This window comes from Sorangium sp. So ce327 (assembly GCF_051530205.1).
Taxonomy (GTDB): Bacteria; Myxococcota_A; Polyangia; order Polyangiales; family Polyangiaceae; genus Sorangium; species Sorangium cellulosum_B.
On the sequence record NZ_CP150330.1, the window covers coordinates 5,732,916 to 5,758,799 of the forward strand.

23 protein-coding genes are annotated in these 25,884 nt (G+C 71.1%); 7 read left to right on the top strand and 16 right to left on the bottom strand.

Annotated features, from left to right (window positions below):
- Positions 1 to 68: 68 nt before the first annotated feature.
- The 6 genes from acpP to WME95_RS21545 form a co-directional block, all read right to left on the bottom strand.
- Positions 69 to 323 (bottom strand): acyl carrier protein, encoded by a 255-nt coding sequence (acpP, locus tag WME95_RS21520; protein WP_012236444.1) that lies wholly within the window; start codon positions 321 to 323, stop codon positions 69 to 71.
- A 146-nt stretch (positions 324 to 469) separates the two neighbouring features.
- Positions 470 to 1,216, bottom strand: coding sequence for a 3-oxoacyl-ACP reductase family protein (locus WME95_RS21525; protein WP_012236445.1), 747 nt, complete (start codon positions 1,214 to 1,216; stop codon positions 470 to 472).
- A 6-nt stretch (positions 1,217 to 1,222) separates the two neighbouring features.
- On the bottom strand, positions 1,223 to 2,164 hold the full coding sequence (gene fabD, locus WME95_RS21530) for an ACP S-malonyltransferase (protein ID WP_437554282.1): 942 nt from the start codon (positions 2,162 to 2,164) through the stop codon (positions 1,223 to 1,225).
- A 159-nt stretch (positions 2,165 to 2,323) separates the two neighbouring features.
- On the bottom strand, positions 2,324 to 3,319 hold the full coding sequence (locus WME95_RS21535; RefSeq protein ID WP_437554284.1) for a beta-ketoacyl-ACP synthase III: 996 nt from the start codon (positions 3,317 to 3,319) through the stop codon (positions 2,324 to 2,326).
- Between the two features lie 88 nt (positions 3,320 to 3,407).
- Positions 3,408 to 3,602 (bottom strand): 50S ribosomal protein L32, encoded by a 195-nt coding sequence (rpmF, locus tag WME95_RS21540; protein ID WP_012236448.1) that lies wholly within the window; start codon positions 3,600 to 3,602, stop codon positions 3,408 to 3,410.
- Positions 3,603 to 3,606: 4 nt separating this feature from the next.
- Positions 3,607 to 4,338 (bottom strand): YceD family protein, encoded by a 732-nt coding sequence (locus tag WME95_RS21545; RefSeq protein ID WP_437910345.1) that lies wholly within the window; start codon positions 4,336 to 4,338, stop codon positions 3,607 to 3,609.
- 107 nt (positions 4,339 to 4,445) lie between these two features.
- On the opposite strand from WME95_RS21545, the gene WME95_RS21550 reads away from it, so the two are divergent.
- The 7 genes from WME95_RS21550 (at position 4,446) to asnB (ending at position 12,932) form a co-directional block, all read left to right on the top strand.
- Positions 4,446 to 5,798: a hypothetical protein gene (locus WME95_RS21550; protein WP_437910347.1), complete on the top strand. Its 1,353-nt coding sequence runs from the start codon at positions 4,446 to 4,448 to the stop codon at positions 5,796 to 5,798.
- Positions 5,799 to 5,963: 165 nt separating this feature from the next.
- Positions 5,964 to 6,527, top strand: coding sequence for a bifunctional pyr operon transcriptional regulator/uracil phosphoribosyltransferase PyrR (pyrR, locus tag WME95_RS21555; RefSeq protein WP_437554289.1), 564 nt, complete (start codon positions 5,964 to 5,966; stop codon positions 6,525 to 6,527).
- Positions 6,528 to 6,535: 8 nt separating this feature from the next.
- On the top strand, positions 6,536 to 7,501 hold the full coding sequence (locus WME95_RS21560; RefSeq protein ID WP_272099608.1) for an aspartate carbamoyltransferase catalytic subunit: 966 nt from the start codon (positions 6,536 to 6,538) through the stop codon (positions 7,499 to 7,501).
- Positions 7,502 to 7,690: 189 nt separating this feature from the next.
- The gene (gene nadE, locus WME95_RS21565) at positions 7,691 to 8,665 is read left to right on the top strand and encodes an NAD(+) synthase (RefSeq protein ID WP_437554291.1); all 975 of its coding nucleotides are present in this window, start codon (positions 7,691 to 7,693) and stop codon (positions 8,663 to 8,665) included.
- A gap of 383 nt (positions 8,666 to 9,048) precedes the next feature.
- Positions 9,049 to 9,309 (top strand): acyl carrier protein, encoded by a 261-nt coding sequence (locus WME95_RS21570; protein ID WP_012236454.1) that lies wholly within the window; start codon positions 9,049 to 9,051, stop codon positions 9,307 to 9,309.
- 19 nt (positions 9,310 to 9,328) lie between these two features.
- A complete protein-coding gene (locus WME95_RS21575) occupies positions 9,329 to 10,918 on the top strand; it encodes a class I adenylate-forming enzyme family protein (protein ID WP_437873186.1) in 1,590 nt (529 codons plus the stop codon).
- 1 nt (position 10,919) lies between these two features.
- Entirely contained in the window at positions 10,920 to 12,932 is a 2,013-nt protein-coding gene (gene asnB / locus WME95_RS21580) for an asparagine synthase (glutamine-hydrolyzing) (protein WP_437910351.1), read from the top strand.
- A 54-nt stretch (positions 12,933 to 12,986) separates the two neighbouring features.
- Here asnB and WME95_RS21585 read toward each other — a convergent pair whose 3' ends face one another.
- The 10 genes from WME95_RS21585 to lepA all read right to left on the bottom strand — a co-directional run bounded on the left by WME95_RS21585 (position 12,987) and on the right by lepA (position 25,705).
- Complete coding sequence (locus tag WME95_RS21585) at positions 12,987 to 14,192, bottom strand: lipoprotein receptor (RefSeq protein WP_437910353.1); 1,206 nt, start codon at positions 14,190 to 14,192, stop codon at positions 12,987 to 12,989.
- Positions 14,192 to 15,178: a hypothetical protein gene (locus WME95_RS21590; RefSeq protein ID WP_437910355.1), complete on the bottom strand. Its 987-nt coding sequence runs from the start codon at positions 15,176 to 15,178 to the stop codon at positions 14,192 to 14,194. The genes WME95_RS21585 and WME95_RS21590 overlap by 1 nt, the downstream gene beginning before the upstream one ends.
- 36 nt (positions 15,179 to 15,214) lie before the next feature.
- On the bottom strand, positions 15,215 to 16,750 hold the full coding sequence (locus WME95_RS21595) for a protein kinase domain-containing protein (protein ID WP_437910357.1): 1,536 nt from the start codon (positions 16,748 to 16,750) through the stop codon (positions 15,215 to 15,217).
- Positions 16,751 to 16,917: 167 nt separating this feature from the next.
- Positions 16,918 to 18,318: a tetratricopeptide repeat protein gene (locus tag WME95_RS21600; RefSeq protein ID WP_437910359.1), complete on the bottom strand. Its 1,401-nt coding sequence runs from the start codon at positions 18,316 to 18,318 to the stop codon at positions 16,918 to 16,920.
- Between the two features lie 100 nt (positions 18,319 to 18,418).
- Positions 18,419 to 18,943 (bottom strand): hypothetical protein, encoded by a 525-nt coding sequence (locus tag WME95_RS21605; protein WP_437910361.1) that lies wholly within the window; start codon positions 18,941 to 18,943, stop codon positions 18,419 to 18,421.
- A gap of 65 nt (positions 18,944 to 19,008) precedes the next feature.
- Positions 19,009 to 20,013, bottom strand: a complete 1,005-nt coding sequence (locus tag WME95_RS21610) for a collagen-like protein (protein ID WP_437910363.1) — start codon at positions 20,011 to 20,013, stop codon at positions 19,009 to 19,011.
- Positions 20,014 to 20,347: 334 nt separating this feature from the next.
- A complete protein-coding gene (locus WME95_RS21615) occupies positions 20,348 to 21,712 on the bottom strand; it encodes a M16 family metallopeptidase (protein WP_437910365.1) in 1,365 nt (454 codons plus the stop codon).
- Positions 21,709 to 23,151, bottom strand: a complete 1,443-nt coding sequence (locus WME95_RS21620; protein WP_437554310.1) for a M16 family metallopeptidase — start codon at positions 23,149 to 23,151, stop codon at positions 21,709 to 21,711. The genes WME95_RS21615 and WME95_RS21620 overlap by 4 nt, the downstream gene beginning before the upstream one ends.
- A 23-nt stretch (positions 23,152 to 23,174) precedes the next feature.
- Positions 23,175 to 23,822: a hypothetical protein gene (locus tag WME95_RS21625; protein WP_437910367.1), complete on the bottom strand. Its 648-nt coding sequence runs from the start codon at positions 23,820 to 23,822 to the stop codon at positions 23,175 to 23,177.
- A gap of 80 nt (positions 23,823 to 23,902) precedes the next feature.
- Positions 23,903 to 25,705 (bottom strand): translation elongation factor 4, encoded by a 1,803-nt coding sequence (gene lepA, locus WME95_RS21630; RefSeq protein ID WP_437554314.1) that lies wholly within the window; start codon positions 25,703 to 25,705, stop codon positions 23,903 to 23,905.
- Positions 25,706 to 25,884: the final 179 nt, after the last annotated feature.

Here is a 25,884-nt window from a genome sequence, read left to right on the forward strand (position 1 = left end):
AGCCTTCGCTGGCTCACGCGCCAACCCACCTCCATGGTGACGCCGCGTCCGGTAGGGCGGTGGGGACGCTACTTCTTGTCCTTGGCATTCCTTTCGATGTAGTCAATCGCGTCCTGGACAGTCCGGATCTTCTCCGTGTCCTCGTCCGGAATGTCGATCTCGAACGCCTCCTCAAACGCGAGGACAAGCTCCACCAGGCCCAGCGAATCGGCGCCCAGATCGTCGATGAAACTCGCCTCAGGCTTGATGTCCTTCTCGTCGACGTCGAGCTGTTCCTTGATGATCCGCTTTACTTCGGCCGTGATGTCGCGACCTTCAGCCATGGTATTCCTCCCGGGAAAACGGAACCCCTAGTAGCCCATCGCCATCAGCGTTGCACCATCGAATTACCTGCGACCGCTTTTTTCGTGTGCGCCTGGTTTGCCGCTGTGCGTGACGCCTGGCAGCCGGGGTCCTCAAGCCAGCGCTCTCACACGTACATCCCGCCGTTGACGCGCAGCGTCTCGCCCGTCACGTAGCTTGCCTCGTCGGAGCATAGGAATGCGATCGCCGCGGCGACCTCCTCGGCTCGGCCCGTGCGCCCGAGCGGGACCATCTTCGTCAGCCCCTCTTTCATCTCCGCGCTGATCGTCGTCGTCATGTCGGTGTCGATGAACCCGGGCGCCACGGCGTTGACCGTGATGCCGCGCCCCGCGTACTCGCGGGCGAGCGACTTCGTCACGCCGAGCAGGGCCGCCTTCGTCGCGGCATAGGCCGCCTGGCCGACGTTGCCCATCTCCGCCACAACGCTGGAGAGGAAGACGATGCGGCCCGTGCGCGCGCGCATCATGACCTTGGTCGCCGCGCGCGCGGACGCGATCGAGCCCTTCACGTTCACGGCGAAGAGGCGATCGAGGTCTTCCTCCTTGATCCGCAGGAGCAGTCCGTCGATCGCAATCCCCGCGTTCGCGACGAGGATGTCCAGCCGGCCAAGGCGCTTCGCCGCCTCGGCGATGGCCGCCTCCGTCGCCGGCAGGTCCGCGACGTCGAACCCGAGCGCCTCGGCCTTCCCGCCGCGCGCGGTGATCGCATCGACGACCGCGCGCGCCTCGGCCTCTCCGCGCACGTAGTTGACGATCACGTGCGCGCCCTGCGCCGCGAGCGCCTCCGACGCGGCACGCCCGATTCCCCGCGATCCACCCGTGACGATCGCAACTTTGCCCGTAAGGTCGAACATCGATGCCTATGCCTCCGAAAGGAACGCGCTAACGCGCTCAATCCCCGCCATGTCGCTCACGCTGAGCACCTTGATCTGCTTCGTGATCCGCTTCACCAGCCCGGCCAGCACCTTGCCAGGGCCGATCTCGAGGGCGTGCGTCACGCCATCCTCTGCCATGCGCTCGATCGTGCGCATCCACTGCACGGTGCCATCGATCTGGCGCAGGAGGAGCGACCGCACCCGCTCCGGATCGGCGTTCGGCGCGGCGTCGACGTTCGCGATCACGGGGAAGGCGAGCGGCATCAGCTGCGTGCGCTCCAGCTCGGGGCGCAAGCGTTCGGCCGCAGGCCGCATCAGCGCGCAGTGGAACGGAGCGCTCACCTTGAGCGGGATGGCCTTGCCGCCGCGGGCGACGGCGAGCTCGCCCGCGCGCGCGACCGCGCCGGCGTGCCCGGCGATCACGATCTGCCCCGGCCCGTTGTAGTTCGCCGGCGCGACCACCTCGCCCTGCGCCGCCTCGGCGCAGATCGCGAGCACCACCTCCTGGTCGAGCGCGATGAGCGCCGCCATGGCCCCCTCGCCCGCCGGTACGGCCTCCTGCATGGCGCTGCCCCGGATCCGGCAGAGCCTTACCGCATCCTCGATCTCTAGCGCGCCGGCGGCGACCAGCGCGCTGTACTCGCCGAGCGAGTGGCCAGCCGCGTACAGCGGCGGATCGAGGTTGGGCAGGTGCTCGATGAGGGCCGCGGCCACGGCGCAGCTCGTCGCCACGATGGCGGGCTGGGTGTTGCTCGTCTGCGTCAGCGCCTCCATCGGCCCCTCGAAGCAAAGCCGCGAGATCGGCTCGCCGAGCGCCGCGTCCGCCCGCGCGAACGCGCCGCGCGCGGCCGCCGAGACCTCCGCGAGGGCCTTGCCCATCCCCACCTCTTGCGCCCCTTGCCCTGGAAACAGCCAAGCGATTTTCACGTTTGCCCTCAATTCCAAGCCAGGGAGGCGGACGTCGTCCGTCCCCCGAACCACGTCATGCGGCCGGCGCGCGCGAGACTACCTCAGGCCGGATCGCCCGGCGAGCTCAAGCTAACGCGCAGACCTCGACCGCAACGCGGGCACACGCGCATGGCCCGCTCACATCCGGATGACGGACGCGCCCCAGGAGATGCCGGCGCCGAGCGCGCAGAACAGGACGTTTTGCCCCGGCTTGATGCGCCCGTCGCGCACCGCCTCGTCGAGGGCGATGGGGATCGATGCGCTCGAGGTGTTGCCGTACTCCTCGATGTTGAGCACGAACCTCTCCAGAGGGAGGCTGAGCCGCGCGGCGACCTGGCTGATGATCCGCAGGTTCGCCTGATGGGCGACGACCCAGTCCAGGTCGCCGGCCGCCATGCCCGCCGTGTCGAGCGCGATCAGCGAGGCGCTGGAGAGGTTCTTTACGGCGACCTTGAAGATGTCCTGCCCCACCATGTGGACCTTGTTGCGGCTCTGCTCGATGCCCTCGGGCGTCAGCGGCTCGGCCGTGCCGCCGCCCGGGATGACCAGCGAGTTCGCGAGCGTGCCGTCGCTGAAGATCCGCGTCGAGATGATGCCCCTGCCGTCGCCCGACGCAGGCCCGAGCACGACCGCGCCCGCGCCGTCGCCGAACAGGACGCACGTCGTGCGATCCTTCCAGTTCAGGATGCGCGAGAGCAGCTCGACGCCGATCACGAGGACGTGCCGGGCCACCCCGTTCGCGATGAACTGATCGGCGATCGTGAGGCCGTAGACGAAGCCCGCGCAGGCCGCCGAGATGTCGAACGCGGGGATCTCCTGAGCGCCGAGCTTCTGCTGCACGTACACGGCGCAGGAGGGCATCGGGGTGTCGCCGCTGATCGTCCCGACGATGATCATGTCGAGGTCAGCCGCCGAGAGCCCGGCGGCCTCCAGCGCAGAGCGGCCGGCCGCGGCGGCCATGTCGCTCGTGAGCTCTCCCTCGGCAGCGATATGACGTCGACGAATCCCCGTTCGCTCGCTGATCCAGCTGTCGGAGGTGTCGACGATCTTCTCGAGATCGGTGTTGTGCACGACTCGGGCGGGCGCGTAGCTGCCCGTCCCGAGGATGCGGCTCCTCGGCTGCGGGGAGCTCATGCGACGGCCCCTCGCGCGTCCGCGCGAGCCGGCGCCGCGCCCAGGTGCGCGGGCGCAGCGTTCGCGCGCGCCGGCGCACCCGCGCCCGTCATGAGGCCGCGGTCGCCTTGGTCGCCTTCGCCTTGCGCCCGTTGTAGTGCCCGCATGCGCCACAGGCGCGGTGCGGGAGCCGGGCTTCCCCGCAGTTCTCGCAAGAGACGAGCTGGACGGGGGTCACCTTGTCGTGGTTGGCGCGCCGCATGTCGCGCTTGCTGGGGGTGGTTTTCCTCTTGGGGACGGCCACGGAACTACTCCTTCTTGGTCTTCTTCTTCGGTGTCCCGGCCTTGGCCGGGGGGGACGATGCAGGTTGCGCGCGCCTGTCAGAGCCGCTGGGCTTCTGTCCAAGCTTCTCTCGGAGCGCGCTGAGCGGCGCGAGCCGCGGGTCGAGGCCTGGAGCGGCCTCATCCTCCTCCGCCGCCCCGCGGACGAGGGACGAGGAGCCGCCTTCGCGGTCCTCTCGGGACGCGGCAGGACCGATACCCGGGCAAGCCTCCGAGCACAAGGGGAAGTTCGGCATCTCGAGGAGAATGGCCTCGCGGATGAACGGATCGAGCGCGACCGTCTCGCCGTCGTACGTGTCGACGTCGGCCTCGTCCGCCGTGAACTCGTACTCCGGCTCCTTGACCTTGCTGGCCCCAGGCTTCGCCGCGCCGTTGCGGGCAGCGTCGTCCCGCCGGTGGCCGTGACCGTGGCCGTCCGCCTTCGGGGCAGGACGCAAGAGGAGCGAGAGCTCGGCGTCGACGTCCAGCGCGGCAGGGGCAAGGCACCGCGCGCAGGGCGTGGCGACGGGCGCCTTGACGCGGCCGCGCACGACGATCTCGTTCCCCGTCCGCGAGAGGCGGGCCGAGAGGTGACCTGGCGCGCGCCCGGTGACGTCGGCGTCAGCGAGCGCCGCGTTCATCCAGTCGAGTGGCAGCGGCATGTCCAGCGAAATACCGGAGATGTCGATGTCATTGGCAGAGACGGCAAACTGGGACATGGGGTTCCGGGCCAGTGAAAGCGGAGCGTTTAGCGCGGGGTGCGTTGGCTCGCAAGAACGACCGGCGGCCGCCGTCACATCAGGCTGCATGGTAGCGTCGCCCGCGCATGGACCGTAGCGCCACGCCTGAGGCCCGGCGCCAGCCGCCGCCGCCGCCGCCGGGCTCCGCCGATCGGCGGCCGGAACCTTCAGGGGAAGCACGGCGCGCAGGCCGCCGCGCAGCGGTCGCGATCGCCCTCTACGCGCTCGTGACGCTCGCGTACGCCGTGAGCTCCTCCCGCGAGATCTTCGCGGCCCACACGCCCTATAACCACTACGCGTTGCTCGCGGAGGCGTGGCTCCACGGCCGCCTCGATCTCGGCGGACCGCCGCCGGCGCACGCGGGCGGCAACGACTTCGCCGTATTCGACGACCGCTACTACGTCAGCTTCCCCCCCTTCCCCGCGGTCCTCATCGCGCCGCTCGTCAAGCTCGCCGGCAGCGCGGAGCGCGTGCGCGACGGGCAATTCTTCCTGGCCTTCGCCGGCGTCGGGCCCGCTGTCCTCTTCCTCGCGCTGGAGAAGCTCTCGGCCTCGCGCCGCAGCCACCGCACGCAGGCCGAGAACGTCGCGCTCTCGCTGCTCTTCGCGCTCGGGAGCGTCTACTGGTTCAGCGCGGTGCAAGGGACGGTGTGGTTCGCGGCGCACGTCGTCGGCGTCGCGCTGGCGTGCGTCTATCTCTACTGCGCGCTCGAGGCCGCCCATCCGCTCGCCGCGGGCCTCGCCCTGGGCCTCGGCTTCGCGACCCGCACGCCGCTCGGCTTCGCCCTGCCGCTGTTCTTGTTCGAGGCGCTCCGCGTGGACCGCTCGGACCCGCGCGCCCTCGTGCGCCGGCTCGCCCTGTTCGCCGCGCCGGCGGCGCTCGTGCTCTCGGCGCTGCTCTGGCACAACCACGCGCGCTTCGGCGACGCGGCCGAGTTCGGCCACCGGTACCTCCACATCGCGTGGCGCGCGCGGATCGAGAAGTGGGGGCTCTTCTCGTACCACTACCTGCCGCGCAACCTCGCGGTGGTGCTCACCGGCCTGCCGTACACCCACGTGCAGGGCGCCCCCTTCCAGATCAACGCGCACGGGCTCGCGCTCTGGGTGACCACGCCGATCTACGCGTGGGCCCTCTGGCCCCGACGGACGCCGCCCCCGTTCTGGGCGCTCGCCGCCACGGTGTCCGCGGTCGCGCTGCCGAGCCTCCTCTACCAGAACACCGGCTGGCTCCAGTTCGGCTACCGCTTCTCCAACGATTTCGCCCCGTTTCTCTTCGCGATGATCGCCGTCTCCGGACGCCGCTTCAGCGCGCCGTTCTACGCGCTCGGCGCGGCCGCGATCGCCGTCAACGGGTTCGGCGCGCTCACGTTCCAGCGCGCGGGCTTCGAGCGGTTCTACTTCGTCGAGCGCACCCAGCGGGTCCTGCACCAGCCCGACTGAGGCCGCCCGCGCCTCCGCGACGCTGTCGCGACGCCGCGCCGAGCGCGCTCCTCCCCCTCAGCACGGCCGGAGGGGGCGCGCTCCCTCGGGCGCGCGGGCGTTCCGGCGGGCGGCGCACGCGGGCCTTGGGTGCAGGGCGCTCGCCGTGCTAGCCCTCGCCGCGCCATGGAAGCTCTGCTCGACCCGGCCGCCATCGGGCGCGGCCTGCGGCGTATCGCGCTCCAGATCGCCGAGCGCGGCCGCGGCGTGGAAGATCTGGCGCTCATCGGGATCCGACGGGGCGGTGAGCCGCTGGCCAAGCGGCTGGCCGCGCTGCTCCTCGAGATCGAGGGGCACGCGCCGCCGGTCGGCGCCGTCGACATCACGCTCTACCGCGACGACGCCGCGACCGCCCTGCCGAACCCGCGCATCGGGCCCAGTCACATCTCCTTCCCCGTCGACGGCCGGCGCATCGTGCTGATCGACGACGTGGTCTACACCGGTCGCACCATCCGCGCGGCGCTCGACGCGGTGCTCGACTACGGGCGACCGCAGCGGATCGAGCTCGTCGCGCTCGTCGATCGCGGCGGCAGGGAGTTGCCGATTCACCCCGACTACATCGTCCGCGCGGTCGAGCTCGCCCCCGGGCAGCGCATCGACGTCGTGGAGCGCGCGGGCGAGCTCTGGGCTCTCGTCACCGCCGCCGGCACAAAGCTCTCGGAGCCCCCCCCGCCACCGGAAGGAACGTAAGCCAGCGCATGAGGAGGATCTACCCGCACCGACACCTGCTCGGCATCGAGGGTCTCTCGCGTACCGAGATCGTGGCCCTCCTGGACGCCGCCGAGTCGCTCTTCGACGTCTCCCGGCGGAGCGTGCGCAAGGTGCCCACGCTCCGCGGCAAGACGGTCGTGAACCTCTTCTACGAGCCGTCGACGCGCACGCGGACGTCGTTCGAGCTCGCGGGCAAGCGGCTCAGCGCCGACGTCATCAACATCAGCGTCTCCACCTCGAGCGCGGTCAAGGGGGAGTCGCTGCTCGACACGGTGCAGAACCTCCAGGCGATGCAGCCGGACGTGCTGGTCATCCGGCACGCCGCGTCGGGGGCGCCGCACCACGTCGCCGCGCACACGCGCGCCGCGGTCGTCAACGCGGGGGACGGCACGCACGAGCACCCGACGCAGGCGCTGCTCGACGCGTTCACGATCCGGCGCGCCAAAGGCCGACTCGAAGGGCTGGAGGTCGCCATCTGCGGCGACATCGTCCACAGCCGCGTGGCCCGGTCGAACGCGCACCTGCTCACGACGATGGGCGCGCGGGTCCGCTTCGCCGGCCCGCGCACGCTCCTGCCGATCGCGGGCGAGTCGCTCGGCGCGACGGTCTACGATCGGATCGAGCCCGCCCTCGAAGGGGCCGACGTGGTCATGATGCTGCGCGTGCAGCGCGAGCGGCTGAGCGGCAGCTTCCTGCCCAGCACGCGCGAGTACAGCCGCACGTTCGGGCTGAACCCGGCCCGGCTCGCGCTCGCCAAGCCAGACGCGATCGTGATGCACCCGGGGCCGATGAACCGCGGCGTGGAGATCGATCCGCGCGTCGCGGACGGCGCACAGAGCGTGATCCTCGACCAGGTCGAGGCCGGCGTCGCGGTCAGGATGGCCGTGCTCTGGATCCTGGCCGCGGAGGCCAACGAGTTCTCCGCGACCGGCGAGCCACGGCCCGCGCCCTGACAACCGCCCCAGCCGTCCGGGCGCGGCGGCGCAGCCGGGGCAGGCGGACGCCCTGGCCCACCGAACCATGAAAGACGCGGCCCCGCGCGCGGCTCCTCCCCGGCATACGCCTGCTCGCAGCGAACAGGGTTCCCTGTTGCGTCTCGTTTTAATAGGCTGGTCCATCTTTTTGAAAGGGTGGAGCCAACCATGTTTTCGCGAGACGTCCTCAGGATCGATGCCCCGGCGGTAGCGCAAGAGATCGAGCAGGCCATCCGGGATCAGGTGTTCGGTACGCTGCGGCGGCGCGGGGCCGTGGTCGGGATCTCGGGCGGGATCGACAGCTCCGTCGTCTCGACGCTGTGCGTCCGCGCGCTCGGCAAGGACAAGGTGCTGGGCATCTTCATGCCCGAGCGCGACACCTCCGATGACGCGCTCCGCCTCGGCAAGTTGCTCGCCGAGGGGCTCGGCATCGAGGCGGTCATCGAGAACATCAAGCCCGCGTTGACCGGCCTCCGCTGCTACGAGCGGCAGGACGAGGCGATCCGGATGGTCTACCCGGACTACAACGAGAGCTGGAAGTTCAAGATCACGCTTCCCTCGATCCTCGAGAGCGACAGGCTGAACGTCTCGCAGCTGACGGCGCAGCCGCCCGGCGAGGAGCCGCGCGTGAAGCGGATGCCCCTGAACGCGTACCTGCAGCTCGTCGCCGCGACGAACTTCAAGCAGCGCATCCGCAAGATGATGGAGTACTACCACGCGGACAGGCTCAATTACGCCGTCGCCGGCACGCCGAACCTGCTCGAGTACGATCAGGGCTTCTTCGTCAAGCAGGGCGACGGCGCCGCGGACTTCAAGCCGATCGCGCACCTGTACAAGAGCCAGGTCTACGCGCTCGCCGAGTACATCGGCGTCCCTGCCGACATCCGCAGGCGCGCGCCGACGACGGACACGTTCTCGATGCCGCAGGGGCAGGACGAGTTCTACTTCGCGCTCCCCTACGACAAGATGGACCTCTGCCTGTACGCCTACAACAACAACGTCCCGGCCGCGGACGCGGCGTCTGCCGTCGGCATCACGCCGCAGCAGGTCGAGCGCGTGTTCAAGGACATCGAAGCCAAGCGCCGGGTGGCGCAGTACCTCCACGCGCAGCCGCAGCTCGTCCGCGATCAGGGCCACGCCTGACGAGCCGCGCCGTCGGACGACGCGCGCCGCTGTCAACGGCGTTCTCAGCCTGGTACGCCGTGCCCCGGTCGTGAAACCCGCCGGAAACAGCGCGGAGCCTCGCTGACATCCACTCACGTTAACGACGGCGACGGACGGGCTCGCAGCGAGATCGTCAGTCGCCAATCTCACCTCCGCGGCGCGCCCTGGCGGCGGCTTTCGAACGCGGACGGCACGGGGAACACCGAACGCGAACGAGCACGGACGGGTGCGCGCGTGCGTGACGTGCGTGCGTGAACGATGAGCCGCAACCGCGTCCTGCCGCGATCCGCGCGCTGGCCGTCGCTCCGCGGAGTGTTCTCGACAGGAAAGCCGGGGGGGTGATAGACGTGGAGACTACCTCCATGAGCACTTCCAGCATCGAATCGACGATTCGCAACTTCCTGGTCACCTCGTTCGGATACCGGGGCGCTACCGCCGATCTCGGGTCCGAGGTCGCTTTGCTCGATCAAGGGATCCTGGACTCGACGGCCGTCCTCGAGATCGTTCAGTTCCTCGAGCAGGATCTCGGCATCCAGGTCGCCGACGAGGAGATGGTGCCGGAGAATTTCGGCTCGATCGCCAGGCTCGTCACCTACGTGAGCGGGAAGAAGAGCAGCAACTAGCCCGAACCCCGGGGGGCGCATGAGCACGCAGCACACCGCTCGTCGCGATCCGCGCTCGGATCGCTTCCTCATCGACTCCGCGCTGCGATCGTTCGCCGCCTCTCGCCCCGACCACGTCGCGCTGGTCTGCGAGGGACGGCGGATCACGTACCGGGAGCTGGACGCGCTGGCCGATCGCTGCGCCGCCCTGTTCCGCGAGGCGGGCGTGCAGCGCGGCGATCGCGTCATGGTCGCGCTCGACAACGGTGTGGACGCGGTCGTCGCGTACTACGGAGCGCTCCGGGCCGACGGCGTGCCGTCGCTGCTCGGCACCGCGATGCGACCGCGGCGCCTCGGCCAGGTGATGGAGCTCGCGGGCCCCCGCGTGCTCGTGGCGGCGCGCGGCATGCGCGAGAGCCTCGCCGCCGTGGCCGAGCTCCCGCCCGGCGCGAGGCCGGCGGCGACGTTCCTGAGCGGCGCGGCTCCCCCGGCCGCTGCAGGGCCCCCACCCGACGGGCGCGACTTCCAGGAGGCCCTGGCCGGCGCGCCTGGCGAGCCCCCTGCGCGCCGCGCGATCGAGCTCGACCTGGCGACGCTCTGCTGGACGAGCGGCAGCACGGGCGAGTCGAAGGGGGTCATGCTGACGCACCAGAACCTCCGCAACAGCACCGCGGCCATCGGCGCGTACCTCGAGCACACGGCGGACGACGTGATCCTCTGCGTGCTGCCGCTGTCGCACACCTACGGGCTCTTCCAGCTGCTCGTGACCCACGCGTTCGGCGGGACCGTCGTGCTCGAGAAGGGCTTCTCCATGCCGTGGCCCATCGTCCAGCGCATGGCCGAGGAGCGGGCGACCGGCTTCGCGGGCGTGCCGACGATCTTCGCGTCGATGCTCTCGCTCAAGAACTTCGCGAAGGCCGATCTCTCGGCGCTCCGGTACATGACGAACGCCGCGTACGGGCTCCCGGCGCCGCAGCTCCTGCGCCTCCGCGAGCTCCTGCCCAACGTCTCCTTCTTCGCGATGTACGGCCAGACCGAGTGCACGCGCGTCTGCTACCTGCCGCCCTCCCTGGCGCTAGAGCGGCCGTCCTCCGTGGGCATCGCGATGCCGAACGAGGAGCTCTGGATCGAGCGAGAGGACGGCACGCACGCGGAGCCGGGCGAGGTGGGCGAGCTCGTCGTGCGCGGGCCGAACGTGATGCGCGGCTACTGGAGGAACCCCGACGCGACCGCGCGCGCGCTCCGGCCGGGGCCCCTCCCGGGCGAGGTCGTGCTCCACACCGGCGACCTCTTCAAGATGGACGAGGACCGGTACCTCTACTTCGTCGCGCGCAAGGACGACATCATCAAGACCCGCGGCGAGAAGGTGAGCCCCCTCGAGGTCGAGTCGGTGATCTGCAAGGTCCCGGGCGTCGTCGAGGCGGCGGTCGTCGGCGTGCCGGATCAGGTGCTCGGGGTCGCGGTGAAGGCCGCCGTGGTGAAGGCCCCTGACGCCGCGGTGACCGCCGACGACGTCCGCAAGAAGGTGCGGTCCGAGCTCGACGAGGTCGCCGTGCCCAAGTTCGTCGAGTTCATGGATTCGCTCCCCAAGACGGCGAGCGGCAAAGTCAAGAAGAGCGAGCTCATCTGATATGTGCGGTATCGCCGGCCTCATCAACCTACGCACCGACGCGCCGAACCCCGACCGCGAGCTCGCCCTCAAGATGGCGCGGGCGCTCCGCCACCGCGGCCCTGACGGCTTCGGCATCTACCGCGATCGCCACGTCGCGCTCGCCCACTCGCGCCTGTCGATCATCGACCTCGACGGCGGCTGGCAGCCGATGGCCAACGCCGACGAGACGCTCTGGGTCTGCTTCAACGGCGAGATCTTCAACTACATCGAGCTCCGCGAGGAGCTCACGGCGAAGGGCCATCACTTCCGGACCAAGAGCGACACCGAGGCGCTGATCCACGCCTACGCCGAGTACGGCGAGGCCATGGTCGATCGGCTGAACGGCCAGTGGGCGTTCGTCATCTGGGACGTCCAGCGGAGGCGCGCGTTCTTCTCGCGCGACCGCGTCGGCATCAACCCGCTCTTCTGGACGGTCCACCGCGGCGTCCTCCGGTTCGCCAGCGAGGTGAAGTCGCTCTTCCAGGACCCCACCATCCCCCGCGCGATCTCCCGCGAGGGCCTCGACGAAGCGCTGACGTTCTGGGCGCCGATCGCCCCGCTCACGCCGTACGAGGGCATCCAGCAGATCCCGCCGGGCGCGGTGGCGACGCTCGATCTCGATCGCGACGTGGCGCCGCGCGTCTCGGTCCGCTTCCGCCCCGAGTTCCCCGTCGGGCGCGCGCCCGGCGGCGACGAGGCGGGGCTCGTGTCCAGCGTGCGCGAGGCGGTCCGCGGCGGCTCGACGATCCGCCTGCGCGCCGACGTCCCCGTCGGCAGCTACCTGAGCGGCGGGCTCGACTCCACGATCGTCGCGGCGCTCATCGCCTCGAACCGCGAGGTGCCGCTGCGCACGTTCTCGGTCGAGTTCGCCGAGCGCGAGTTCGACGAGGCCGAGTACCAGCGCGCCGCCGTGGCGCACCTCGGCACGTCGCACGCGTCGATCCAGTGCGGTGACGCCGACATCGCCGGCGTCTTCCCGGAGGTCGTCTACCACGCCGAGGCCCCGCTCCTGCGCACCGCCCCGGCGCCGCTGTTCATCCTGGCGCGCCTCGTCCGGCAGAGCGGCTACCGCGTGGTGCTGACGGGCGAGGGCGCCGACGAGTTCTTCGCCGGGTACGACATCTTCCGCGAGGACCGGGTACGCCGCTTCTGGGCGCGCCACCCGGACAGCAAGCTCAGGCCGCAGCTCCTCCTCCGGCTCTACCCCTACCTGCAGCGGTCGCCTGTCGCGCAGGTCGAGATGGCCAAGGCCTTCTTCGGGAGGAACCTCGCGCAGACGGACGACCCGTTCTACTCCCACCGCCCGCGCTGGGACGCCACGAGCCGCATCAAGCTGATGCTCGATCCCGCGATGCGCGAGGGCATCGGCGACACCGCCGCGGCCGATCGCCTGAGGGAGCAGCTGCCGCGCGACTTCATGCGCTGGACGCCGCTCGCGCGCGCGCAGTACCTGGAGATCACGACGCTGCTCTCCGGCTACCTGCTCTCCTCGCAGGGCGAGCGCATGATGATGGCGAACTCGGTCGAGGGGCGCTTCCCGTTCCTCGATCCCAACGTGATGGACGTGGCGGACGCGCTGCCGGACGCGCTCAAGCTCCGCACCCTCGACGAGAAGCACGTGCTGAAGCGCGCGATGGGCGATCTCCTGCCGCCCGGCGTCCTCGCGCGGAAGAAGCAGCCGTACCGCGCGCCCGTGGTGCAGCCTTTCTTCGGGAGCGGGACGCCGGACTATGTCGAGGCGTGCCTGTCGCCGGATGCCATCAAGGACGCCGGCATCTGGCAGGCGCAGCCCGTCGCGGCGCTCGTCGCGAAGTGCCGCAAGACCGGCGGCAAATCGATGAGCAACACCGACGACATGGCGTTCTGCGCGATCCTCTCCACGCAGCTCATGGCGCGCGACATCCTCCAGGGCGCGCGCGTCGTCTCGGCCGCCGACGACACGTCAGGTCGGCTGGGCGTCGACGTCGATCGGGTGCGCGACGCCGCAGGCTGAGCGGGCACGCTCGGCCCCGCGCTGAGCAAGCGCGGGGCGCATGCGGGCCGCCCCTCAGCGGGGGAGCTTGCGTATCGTGCCGCTGCTCTCGTCTGCCCAGTACACGAACCCGCCAGCGACCGCGATCCCGCGCGGGGTGCCGCCCTCGTACAGCGGCCGCGCCCTTGCCATGCCGTCCTTGCGCTTCCGCATCACGCGGGGGGACCCCTGATCGGTCCAGTAGACGAACTCATCGAGCCCATCCACGGCGATGCAGTCGGGGGACGCATGCGCCACGTCATCATCCTCGACGGCCGTCCAGACGGCCACCGCGTCCTCCGAGCCGTCCTTTGGCGCCCTCATGACGGCAGACAGCTCGCTCGCGTGATCCCCGCGCGGGCTGTTGGTCCAGTAGACGTGGTCGTCGTCCACGGCGATGGCGTACGGAAACAGCTGCTCGTCGGCCAGCCGCTTCGTGTCGCCGGTCTGCCGATGCGTCTGGTTCACCGTGCCGCGCAGGCTCCTGTCGACCCAGTACACGTGCTCTTGATCGAGCGCGATGAGGTGCGGCGAAGCATCGCTGACCTCGAGGAACTCGTCGTCCGCCCATTCGCCGGGCATCAGGATCTGGCCGATGAGGCTCCCGTCGCCCGGCGTGCCGATGCCAGCCGCGCGCTGCGCCCAGAACACCGCGTTGTCGTCCGCAGCCACGCCGAGGGTCGCGAAGTCCGAGTCGAAGAGGACCTCTGGCGCGCGTGCTCCGTTGCGGTCCACCATCAAGACGTCCTTGTCGTTGAGGTTGGACCAGAAGACGCCGTGCTGGTTGACGGCGATCCCGTACGGAGCGTTCTGGCCGACGGCGAGCGTCGTGACGGCTCCGCCGAAGACCGACACCTTTTGCACGCTGCCGTCCGTGCCTTCGCCGGCGGTCCAGTAGACCTCGCCTTGGTAGACGGTGAGGAGGTTCGCGTTCGGAGCCTCGATGGTGGGAAACCCGCGCGCGATCTCCGTGGCCCCGCTGCAGCCGGTCGCGCTGCACGTCCCGCCGTCCAGGCACACCGCGCCGCAAGCGCCGCAGTTCTGGGGGTCGTCGAGCAGGTTCACCTCGCAGTCGTCGGGGTTGCCGTCGCAGTCCGCCGTGCCGGTCGCGCACGCATCGGATCCACCGGCCGAGCTCGCGCCGGCTTCGCTCACCGTGAAGTCCCCGAGCACGCTGGTGCATGCCGCGGCGGTCATGATGGCAACGCAGACCATCGAGCCGATTCCGAACGCCTGACGCATCAGAAACTCCCCTTCGCTCCCGCGGAGCCGAGCCCGATCACGGGCGTGATCGATATCCCGGCGCGCTGCGGCGATCTCGGCGCTGTGAGCAGCAGGAACGCCCCCGCGCCGACGCCCACCGCGCCGATCGCGAACCCGATCGTCGAGAGGGTGCCCAGCGCGTGGTAGCTGTCGATATCGCCCTTGAACGCCGGGTCGCACCGGCTGGCAGGGCAGCGCCCCGAGAGATCGCCGTGCTTGCCGAGCGCGAGCACGCCGCCGACGGCGCCGGCCGCGAGCCCTGCGCCGCCGAGCCCGAACGCGGCGATCGCCAGCACCGTGCGGCTGCTGCCGCCGGAGCCGGAAGCAGGAGCGCCCTGGTCTGGCCGCGGCGCCACCGGCGGACTCGGCTTGACCGGAGGCGGCGCGACCGGCTTGAGCTCGAGCGCGACGGTCTCGCTGGCGCCCTCGGCGAGCGTCACCTTCACCTCGAGCGGAGCGAACCCCGCGGCCGCCGCCCGGACGACGTGGTCGCCTGGATCGACCGGCCGCCGGACCCCGAGCGCGGCGCGCGGCACCGGCGCATCGTCGATCGTGACGGCGGTGGTGTCCGGCCCGATCACCGAGATGAGCACCTGCGGGATCCGGGGCGTGAGCGCGTCGAGCTCGCGTTGAGCGGCCGCGATCGCCTCGAAGAACTGCTCGGGCGATTTCTCCGGCACCCCCTCGCGGAGGATGCGGCTGTACGACTCCTGGGCCGCGATCCACTGGCCCACGCCCACCTGGGCGCGGGCTACGCCGAGCAACAGCGTCGGCGCGTGGATGATGGCGTCGGCGCGGCTGAACCGATCGAGCGCGGCCGCGAAGTCCCTTCGTTCGAGGGCCTCCTGCCCCTCCACGGCGAGCGAGCGCGCGGTCGCGCGATCAGCGTCCGAGACCTGCGCCAGCGCGGCGGGCGTGAAGGTCAGGGCGAGCAGCAAGGAAGCGATCCCGAGTCGACGAGCCATACGAAGGAGGTCCGTGCGCAGTGCTGCAGGTGAACGTCAGATGCCGAAGTCCGTCGGCTTCGGCTTGCGGCGGACGCTCCCCGGCGGCGCGGGGGAGCGCGGCTTCGCCTGAGCGGGCTGAGCCGATGGCGCACGCGGGCCGCTCGCCGGCGTCGCAGACGCCGTCGCCGAGGCCGCAGCCGTCGAGGCCACAGAGGGGGGCGGCTCCGGCGCCTGCGCGGAGGCGGTGGCCGGCGCCACGACGTCGGGCCCCCGCGGCGCATCGGCCACCGAAGCCGTGGGAGCCGGCTGCGCGAGCGGTTGCCCCGTCGCGTCAGGGCTCCCGCCGCGCAGGGCGAAGAACGCGACGGCCATGAGAGCGACCGCGCCCGCCGCCACGGCGGCGAGCGCGCGTCCGACGACCGGCCGTCGCGCCGGGGGAGACACCACCGAGACCAGCGCGCTGGTGGTCTGCGGCCGCATCTGGCGGCCGGCCATCGCGGACGCGGCCTCCGCGGCTCCTGGCGAGGCCACCGTCGCGCCGGGCCCAGCCGAGGTCCGCGCAGCCTCGCCGTCCGCCGAGGCGATCAGCGTGACCGCGTCCCCGAACGAAGGCGCCGCGCTGTCGGGCCCCGCGTCGGGGAGCGCCGCGCTCTCCCTCGATCGTGGCGCGAACCCGAGCTCCACCGAGATGCGCTCGCCGGACACGCGGAACGGGCCGACGATGCTCGTCCTGGACTCGAAGCTCTCGCTCGCGATGTCGAGCGCGAGCGCGAGCGCGTCGCAGAACTCCTTCGCGCTTTGGAACCGCGCGTCGGGCTCGCGCGACGCCGCGCGGGCCCACCAGGCGTCGAAGCCAGGCGGCACGGGCGCGAATTGCGACGGCACGGGCAGCGGCTTGACCATGATCTTGAGGAGCAGATCGCCGAATGCCTCGCTGTTGAACGGGAGCTTGCCGGTGAGGCACTCGAACACGACGACGGCCAGCGACCAGAGATCCGAGCGGTGATCGATGCGCTTGGTGCCCTGCGCCTGCTCCGGGCTCATGTACGCGGGCGTCCCGAGCAGCGAGCCGGTCTTCGTGGTGGAGGTGACCTGCGGCGTGCTGTCCTTCGCGATGCCGAAATCGAGCACCTTGGCGATCTCCCTGTCGTCGTCCCGGACGAGGAAGATGTTGGCCGGCTTGAGATCGCGATGGACCAGGCCGCTCGCGTGAGCCTTGGTGAGGGCGCGCGCCACCTGCGCCGTGATCGCCATGGTGTCGTGCGGGTCGAGCCGCCCCACGCGCTGGATGCGGGTGTCGAGGTCCTCCCCCTCGAGGTACTCCATCGCGATGTACGGCGTCCCCTGCCAGACGCCGTGGTCGAGGATCTGCACGACGTGCGGGCTGCGGATCTGCGCGGCGACCTTCGCCTCACGCTCGAACCGGTGCCGCACCTCCTTGGAGACGCCCTGCGCGTTCATGAACTTGATCGCGCACGGGATGTCGAGGCCGAGGTGCTGAGCGAGCCACACCGAACCCATCCCGCCTTGCCTGAGCGGACGCACCAGGCGGAAGCGATCGGCAACGGTGTTCCCCGCGGCGGGTGTCACGCAGCCTCCCAGACCTTCTGGAATAACACAGGTCGTCGTCCAGGGTCACGTTCGCGCCATGCAAAAGTGAACGGGGACCGACGGCATGAAATGGCGTAGAAGCCCCGCCATCCCCCGCGCCCTGCATTTGCGACGTTTGCGACGTTTGCGACGCTTCGCGGCGAAAGCTAGCGAGGACCCGAGCTCGCGGCGGCGGGCTCCTGCAGAGACCGCCGCTCGGCCGGCCGGCCTGGAAGCGCGCCGCCGTCGGCCTTGTCCGTCTTGTCGGTCGTGTACGTCTTGCCGAGCGGCGTGCCCGTCGCCTGCGCGAGCTGGCTGCCCCGCGGATCGTCCGGGAACGCGTCGAGGAACTTGCGGACGTGGTGGCGCGACTCCTCGGCGATGCCCGCACGGAACGTCAGGAGCGCGAGGTTGTAGCGCGCATCGGCGCTCCTGGGCTCGGCCTTCAGGGCGGCAAGGTAGCCTTGACGTGCGCCGTTGTAGTCGCCGCGCTTGTCGGCGATGAGCGCGAGGTTGTAGAGCACCTCGGCGTCCGAGGGATCCTGCTCGGCGAGCGGCGTGAGGCGCGCCTTCGCCCCGTCGAGATCTCCGGCCAGGATCGCGAGCGCCCCCGCGAGGAGCTGCGCCTTCCGGCCGGCGCCGGCCTCGATCGCGCGATCCGCCTCGGCCCTGGCCTCGGCCTGGCGACCCGCGCGCTCGAGCGCGAGCGCGAGCGCATAGCGGAGCCGCGACGGGTCGCCGCCCTCCTCCAGCGCGGCCCGCGCCTCGGCCTCGGCACGCTCGGGGCGGCCGGCGACGGCGAGCGCCTCGGCCAGGACCGCGCGCGTGCCGCTCTGCTCCGGGCACCGCTCGCGCGCGGACTCCGCGTCGCGGAGGGCGGCGCCAGCGTTGCGGGCGTGCAGCCTCGCCTCGGCGCGCAGCGCGAGGCAGGCGCACGTGGCCGGCGCGGCGGGCGCGGCGGCGGCGGGGTGCATCCTCAGGCAGCGCGCCGCGACGCCGTCGAGCTCGTCGAGCTTGCGCCGCTCGCGGAGCGGCCTCGTGAGCTCGTCGATCGCGCGCAGGTGTGCGCCGTCGCGGCGCAGCGCCGCCCACCACATCCGCTCGCGCGACCCGAGCAGGGGCGCTGCGCCGTTCAGCTGGACGACGCCGAGGCCGATCACGGCGATCGCGGCCCCCATGCGCCGGTGCTTGAAGCTCGATCCGAGCCAGCGCTCCGCGGCGGCGGCGGCGAGGGTCGCGAGCGCCGCCCACAGGGGAACGGCGACGAACACGACCCCCTGCGCGAGCGGCGCGCGAGGCCCGCGGTAGTAGAGCGTGGCCGCGAGCGCTGCGGCGAGCGCGATCCACAGCAGCGCCGCGCCGTTCCTGGCGAGCCGGGTATCGAGCCGCGCGGCGAACCACGCCGACAAGCCGAGCGCCGCGGCGAGCGCGGCCGCCGAGAGCGATCCCGAGAGGGCGAGCGCGCCGGCCGGGAGCGGCTCAGGCGAGAGCCACGTGGGCGCGATCGCCAGGACCACGAGGTGCAGCGCGCGGGAGAGGTGCAGGGCGAGCTCGGCAAGCCAAGGCACGGCGTGACCTTAGCCCACCGCCCATCGCGGACCAAACGGCGGAGAGGCATCGTTGCATCACGGCCTCCGTGGCGAGGGCGCGCTCACAGCCACGGCGCGCTCACGGCAGGGTCATCTCGATCTCGACGGAGACGCGCGTTCCGGGCGGCGGCACGACGAGCTCGAGCGGCATCATCCGGAGGCATTGCGCCGCGTCGGGACGATCCATCCCTCGTACTTCGCTGATGCCGCGGGCGATCTCGTTCCCGGACGCATCGAAGGTCATGTTGAAGATGTACCTGGCGCGCGCCGGAGCCGGGTTCTTCCTGAGCGAAGGCTCCCAGCACTGCTTCACGAAGAGCGATCGGCGCCCTTCGAGCCCCTTGGCGGCATCCCCCTCGACACGCTTGTAGAGCTCGCTCGTCACAGGCGAGGCCCCTACCGACGCGGGGTGAGGCACAGGCAGCGAAGGAGCGGGCGCGCCCGCGGTCGCAGGCAGCGCGCCCGCGCGCGCTGTCGAGGGCTCCACGCTGGCCGACGGAAGCGCAGGTGGCGGCGGCGGACGCTGCAGCCCGAGGTAGAGCCCTGCTGCGATGAAGAGGCTGCCTAGCAGGATCGCCGCCGGGGTCATCAGCTCCTTCTGCATGGTGGCGATCGGAGGGCAGGCGCCGCCCGCCTCGCGGCGCGCGAGGTTGGCCGCCCAGCCCGACCTTACTGCATCGAGACGACAGCGGAGGTGTACGAATAGTCGTTGTTGGTCCAGAAGGGGCTATCGGACTTCCCGCATAGGCCGACGTTGTACTGGCCTGGGGGCGGCGACAGCACTGCGCTCAGCCCCATGGTGATGCGGGTGTGCGCCGGGACCTGGACCGCATAGACGCCCGTCCCCTCTGGGCTGAGCTCCCCGAGAGGCGAGAGCTGCTGAGAGCAGATCCAGAGGTGGAGCTGGTCCGCCGGGGTCGACGCGGCGCCGAGCGCCTTGTTGGAGACGACGACGACGCGCTGCCCCGAAGCGGTCACGCTCACGGTCGCGGGCGCAGCCAGGAACTGCAGCGATTTCTGAGGGGCGGCACCCGCGGCGGAAACGTAGGTGCTCGAGATGACACCAGGAGGTCCCTGCGGCCCCTCCGCCCCCGGGGGCCCGGCGGCGCCAGGCGGCCCAGGCGGCCCAGGCGGCCCAGCCGGACCGCTCGGACCGAGCGGGCCGGCCGCGCCGGGCGGGCCCGCCGGCCCCGGCGCGCCCTGCAGGCCGATCGGATCGCCGACCCACACGCCGCTGCTGTCGATGACGAGGCGACCGCCGATGGAGATCGAGTTCGGCGTGATGTCCCCCGCGACGTTGCTGGCCTGGAGCGCATACGGAACGCTCGCGATCTTGGCGCGGGGCACCATCTCGGGGTCGTCCCCCACGGTGATCCCCAGGTAGCGCGCCGCGCCGTCGAAGACCGGCTTGTCGACGGGCGCGAGCTCGCCGAGGTCGACCGAGAAATAGCCTTGGTCGAACGTGATGGTGTGGAGCTCGCTCCAGACGGGCACGGGCGCGTCGGGCGCGTCGTAGAACGCGAACACCACGTCGAGCGTGTCGTCGATGGGCTGGCCCACCGAATCGAAGAGGCGACCCTGGTGGGTGATCGTGACGGGGACCGCCGCGGCAGCGGGCCCGGACAGCGCGGTCACCGCCGCAAGGACCGGCGCGTGGATGGTTCGTGCCTTCATCGCGAGCTCCCCTCGTTCGCCCTCGCGAGCCGGCGCAAGGTGCGCCGTGGCAGGCATCACGCGGCGCGCGCTGAGCGATCGCGGCCGGAGGCGCCGGTGATCCTGGAGCGGGCCGCGATCCCTGCCGCGATCTCGCGAAGGAGCAGCGCCTTGGATGCCAGCGGCCGATGGGCGGTTCCGATCGCGCTCCCGGTCGTCCGACGCCGCTCGGACAGGCCGCCGGCGTCGCCAGCGCCGAGGCCTCGCCGCCGCGGGGTGAGACCGCCCGAGACGGCGCGCGCCCGGGTCTCGCGGCCTGCGCGCCGCGACGTGATCGCCCTCGGCGCGGCGCCGGCTACTCGAGATCGTACGGCTCGACCTTCACCTCGGCCAGCTTCGGGACGGCCGCGGCGATCGCCTCGCCGATCTCTTCATGCGTGCCGACGACGCCAATCACCAGATCGTCCTCCGAGATCCGGCGCCGCACCGCGGCGTTCGCCTCCGCTAGCGTGACGTCCTCGATCCGCTTCAGGTAGGTCTCGTGGTACCCCTCCGGCAGATCGTACAGGAGCTCGTCGAGCTTCTGGTGCACGCGCTTCCTCGCGGTGTCGATCTCGAACGCGTGCGAGCGGACGAGGTAGCGCTTCACGAACGTGAGCTCGTCCTCGGTGATCCCATCGCGCCGCAGCGCCTCGAGCAGCCCGAGCTGCAGGGAGAGGCAGGCGGCGGCGTCCTGCGCCGCGGGCGCGGTCCACATGGTGAACGCGTCGCGGTGCCGATCGAAGCCCGCGCGCGACGAGGCGCCGTAGGACCAGCCACGCTTCGCGCGTACCTCCTGCATCAGCCGCGACGAGAAGGTGCCTCCGAAGGCGGTGTTCGCGACCAGGAGCGCCATGTGATCGGGGTCGTGGGCGTCGGTGCCGAGCCCGCCGATGACCATCTGCGTCTGCGTCCGCTCGGGTTTGTCGACGAACACGAGGCAACGCCCGGGCCTCGCTCCGGGATCCGTCACCGGATCCGGGATCGCCTCGCCCTCGGGCAGGCCGGACAGGAGGCGCTCGGCGACCCCGTGCGCCTCGCCGGGCTCGATGTCGCCCGAGATGGCGACGATGGCGTTGCGCCGGGTGTAGTGCCGCGCATAGAACGCGGCGACGTCGTCGCGCGTGATCTCCCGCAGCGTCGGGATGGTCCCCGCGATGCGGCGGCCGTAGGGGTGCCCGGCGAACAGGGTCCGCCGGAAGGCGCGGCTGCAGAGCGAGCGATCGCTGTCGCGCGCCTCGATGAGCTCAGCCTCGGCCTCCCGCAGGAGCCGCGCGAGCTCGGGCGGCGAGAACGTGGGGCGCGCGAGGAGCGTGGCCCCGAGCTCGACGAACCGATCGAGCGAGCGCTTGATCACCTCGAAATGCACTGTCGTCGCGCTCGTCGCCACGTCGGTGCCGAACTCCCCGCCGAGCGCGTCGATCGTCTCCTCGATCTCGTTCGCGCTGTAGCCCTCCGCGCCGCGGCGGAGCATGCGCGCCGTGATGCGCGCGAGCCCCTCGCGCCCGGCCGGATCGTGCGCCGAGCCGGAGGAGAACGCGACCACGATGCTGACGATGGGGAGCGCGTGGCTCGTCTCCACGAGCACCGCGCCGTCGCGGGGCGCCACGCGACCGCCCGTCGCTCCCCTGCCCTGCCCCTCGGCGCCCCAGGCGAGGCCGCTCTTCACGCTCTGGCTCACGATGCCTCCTCGCTCTCCCCGTCCGTCCCGTCCTCGTCGTCCTCGTCGCTCGTCCCGTCCGGGATCACGTGGATCACCGTCCGCGCCGAGCTCACCAGGTAGCGCCGCGCCACACGCAGCAGATCCCCCACGGTCGCCCGCCGGTAGGCGGCGAGCCGCTCGAACAGGGCGGCGGGATCGCCGAGCACCGTCTCGTAGAAGCCGATCTGCTCTGCCTTGCCGGCGACGGTCTCGAGCCCTTGCAGGACCGAGAGCTCGATGCGCGCCTTCGCGCGATCGAGCTCCGCCTCGGTAACGGGGGCGCGGCGCACCGCCTCCAGGAGCGGCTCGAGGGCCGCGAGCAGCGCCTCGCCGGTGTGCTCGCCGCGGGCCGAGAGATAGATGTCGTAGAGCGCAGGATCGCGGAACGAGCCGACCCAGCCCCGGACCTCGCTCGCGATCTCCTGCTCCTGAACGAGCGCCCGGTGCACGCGCGACGACCGCCCGGAGAAGAGGATCTCGTTCAGCAGGGCGAGGGGCGCATGGTCGAAATCGCCGAGCGCCGGCGAGTGATAGCCGATCGCGACCTTGTGCGTGGCGGTCGGCTTCACCACCTCGGCGCGGCGCTCCGCGATCTGCGGCGGCTCGGGGCACACCTCTTCGACCGGGATCTTCGAGGGCTCCTGCGCGCCGTAGTGGTCCTGCACCCCGCGCAGCGCCTCGTCGAGCGCGACGTCGCCGACGATGACCAGCGCCGCGTTGTTGGGGGCGTAATACGTCCGGTAGAACTCGACGCAGTCCTCGGTCGTGAAGCCCTTGATGTCCTCCATCCAGCCGATGGTCGGCCACCCGTAGGCGTGCTTGGTGAACGCCTCCTTGTAGAGCAGCTCGCTCACCGCCCCGTCGACGTCGTCGTCGACCCGCTGCCTCCGCTCGTTGGCGACGACCTCCTTCTCGCTCGACACCTGCGGATCGCGGAGGACGAGCCGCGCCATGCGCTCCGCCTCGAGGCGGAGGGTGAGCGCGAGCGCGTCCTTCGGCAGGTTCGTGTGGTAGTAGGTCCAGTCGAGGAACGTCGCCGCGTTCGTCTCGGCGCCGGCCTCCTCGAGCATCCGGTCGAACGCGCCGTGGGCGACGCTCTCCGTCTCGCCGAACATGAGGTGCTCGAAGAGGTGGGCGATGCCGGTCTTGCCCACGCGCTCATGGCGCGAGCCGACGCCGAACCAGGTCTGCAGGCAGACCACGGGCGCCGAGGGGTCGACGAGCACGAGCACCTTGAGCCCGTTCCCGAGGGCGAAACGCTCGACGCGCATCGTCGGACCGAACGCGACGGTGGCGTCGTGGTGGAGCCGGGCGAGCGGCGGGCGTTCGCGGTTCAGCTCGACGAGCATCTCGGCGAGCGGACCCATTCGAGGGAGGGCGTTGGCGTCGGGGACCGAGTAGGCAAGCGTCTCCTGCATGGCAGGCGCAGCCCATACCACGCTCAGCGCCGCGGCGCTGCGTGGCACAGGACGTCGCTCGGATCCCGCGTCGACTGGTGGCACTCCCATCGGTCGTCGTGGCAGGAGACGACGAGGATCCCCGCGTCGTACGCCTCCTTCAGAGAGGAGCCTGCCCGCTGCGCGAGCAGGTTGGACGGGGTGCGCTCGGTGCACCCCTTGCCCATGTCGACCTCGATCTTCCTGTTCCCCTTGGTCGCCTTGGCGGGGTTCGGCGGGGTCTTGCCCTTGTCGGCGGTGCGCACCGCCGCGGCGAGCTTCGGCAGGATGCCCTCGAGGTAGGCCTTGTCGACGAGCGGGTCGGTCGACCGCGGCGACACCATGGCGAGCGTGTACTGGATCGCCATCATCTGCTGCTCCGCCGGCGCGCTCGGCTGGATCGGCCCGCTCGACCCGATCGGGATCGGCCGCGGCGGCAAATCCCGCTTCGCGGCCTCCATGGCCGCGGGGGCCGCCGCGGCGCTCGGGGCCGGCGCCGCGCTGTCCGCGCCCGACGGCGCGGAGGCTGAGGCGGACGCTTGAGGCGCCGTGGCGCGCTGATCGTCGCACGCGAGGACGGCGAGGCCGAGGGCGAGGGCGAAGGCAGGGGACGCCGCGCGGAGCTCGCGCGGCCGGACGGGGGCGGGCTGCATGGGCGGCTTATACGAGCGCGCGCCGCGCGCCGCCACGCTCGCGTGGCCGCGCGGCGCGCGGTGACCAGCGCCCCCGCGCGTCAGTCGATCTTCAGGATGGCGAGGAACGCCTCCTGCGGGATCTCGACGCTCCCGACCATCTTCATCCGCTTCTTGCCCTCCTTCTGCTTCTCGAGGAGCTTGCGCTTGCGGCTGATGTCGCCGCCATAGCACTTGGCGGTCACGTCCTTGCGCATCGCCTTCACGGTCGTCCGCGCGATGACCTTCGATCCGATCGCCGCCTGGATCGCGACCTCGTACTGCTGGCGCGGCACGATGTCCTTGAGCTTCACCGCCAGGTCTCGGCCCCGGGCGTACGCCTTGTCGCGGTGCACGATGACGCTGAGGGCGTCGAGCGGGTCGCCGTTCACCAGCATGTCCAGCTTGATGAGATCGTCGGCGCGGTACCCGACGAGCTCGTAGTCCATCGACGCGTAGCCCCGCGACACGCTCTTCAGCTTGTCGTGGAAGTCGAAGAGCACCTCGCTGAGGGGCATGTCGTAGGTGATGATCACGCGGTCGGACGAGGCGTACTGGATCGACTTCTGCTCACCGCGCCGCTCCTGGCACAGGGCGAGGACCGCGCCGACGTACGTCGACGGCACGTGGACGGTCATCCGGAAGATCGGCTCCTCGATGCGATCGGTGAGGTTCGGCGGCGGGAGCTTCGCGGGGTTCTCGATCGACTTCATCGAGCCGTCGTTCAGGTAGCAGTGGTAGACGACGCTCGGCGCGGTCGTGATGAGGTCGAGGTTGTACTCGCGCTCCAGCCGTTCCTGGATGATCTCCATGTGGAGCAGGCCGAGGAAGCCGCACCGGAAGCCGAACCCGAGCGCCTCGGAGGTGTCGGGCTCGAAGACGAACGCCGCGTCGTTCATGTGGAGCTTCGACAGGGCGTCGCGGAGGTCCTCGTACTGGGCCGAGTCCGTCGGGAAGATCCCGGCGAAGACCATCGGCTTGACCTCCTTGAAGCCGGGAAGCGGCGTCGTCGCCGGGTGGACGGCGTCGGTCACCGTGTCGCCGATCTTCGTGTCGACGACGCTCTTGATGTTGCCGACGAGGAAGCCGACCTCCCCTGGCCCGAGCTCGGTGATGGCGGTCGCGTGGGGCGTGAACACGCCCATCTCCGTGACCTCGTAGTCGCGGCCGGTCGCCATGAAGCGGACCTTCTGGCCCTTCCGGATGATGCCGTCGACGACGCGCACCATGACGACCGCGCCGCGGTAGCTGTCGTACCAGCTGTCGAAGATGAGGGCGCGGGGCGCCGCGTTCAGGTCGCCCTTCGGCGCCGGGATGCGCGCGACCACCGCCTCGAGGATCTCCGCGATGCCGATCCCCGTCTTGGCGCTGGCGGGGATGGCGCCGGAGCAGTCGAGGCCGATGACGTCCTCGATCTCGCGGGTCGTCCGCTCGACGTCGGCCGAGGGGAGGTCGATCTTGTTGAGGACCGGGAGGATCGCGAGGTTGTTGTCCAGGGCGAGGAAGACGTTCGCGAGGGTCTGCGCCTCGACGCCCTGGGTGGCATCGACGACGAGCAGCGCGCCCTCGCACGCCTGGAGGCTGCGCGAGACCTCGTAATTAAAGTCGACGTGCCCGGGCGTATCGATGAGGTGCAGCCGGTACGTCTGGCCGTCCTTCGCGGTGTAATCCAGGCGAACGGTCTGGGCCTTGATCGTGATCCCCCGCTCGCGCTCGATGTCCATCTTGTCGAGGAACTGCTCCTTCTGCTCGCGGGCGGTGAGCGCCCCGGTCGCGTCGAGGATGCGGTCGGCGAGCGTGGACTTGCCGTGGTCGATGTGGGCGATGATCGAGAAGTTGCGGATGAGCTTGGAATCAACAGGCATAGCGAGCTTCAGGGCGCGGCGACCTGACCAGCGTTAGCGGCCGCAGCGCGCGGCCTCGATCGAAATGCGAGGGAGCGGACGGGAACGTCCGGGCCCCTCCGGGGGAGCGAGCCGCGGCGCGCGGCTCTACGAGCGCCGCGGGAAATGGTGGACCGCGGCGTGGCTGCTCCTAGCGCGAC